The sequence below is a fragment of the Bradyrhizobium sp. Kon56 genome, from assembly GCF_055807635.1.
On sequence record NZ_JBVVOU010000532.1, the window covers coordinates 1 to 251 of the forward strand.

At 48.6% G+C, this 251-nt stretch carries 1 protein-coding gene; it reads left to right on the forward strand.

All coding sequences use genetic code 11. The features are described 5' to 3' along the window. Positions 1–235 (forward strand): hypothetical protein (locus tag AC0L3B_RS39940; RefSeq protein ID WP_473383448.1); only part of this gene is annotated, 235 nt, incomplete at its 5' end. Positions 236–251: the final 16 nt, after the last annotated feature.

Here is a 251-nt window from a genome sequence, read left to right on the forward strand (position 1 = left end):
CTTCTTGAGGATAGGATGGCTTCGCCTATTGGCGCGAAGCCAGGCCAACCTTAATCGCAGCGCAAATGAGGCCGCTATAAACGCGTCGCTGCAAAATATGACTGCGATGTTTAAAAGCATTACAGCGATCAAAAGCGAGGCTGATGCTTGCATGGCAGCCGTGCACGAAGATGTCAGGTTTATTGCGCTGTTGACGCTTTATTGCACGGTTGAAATATATGACGGACAGCCTTGAATAGTTTTAGATGGCG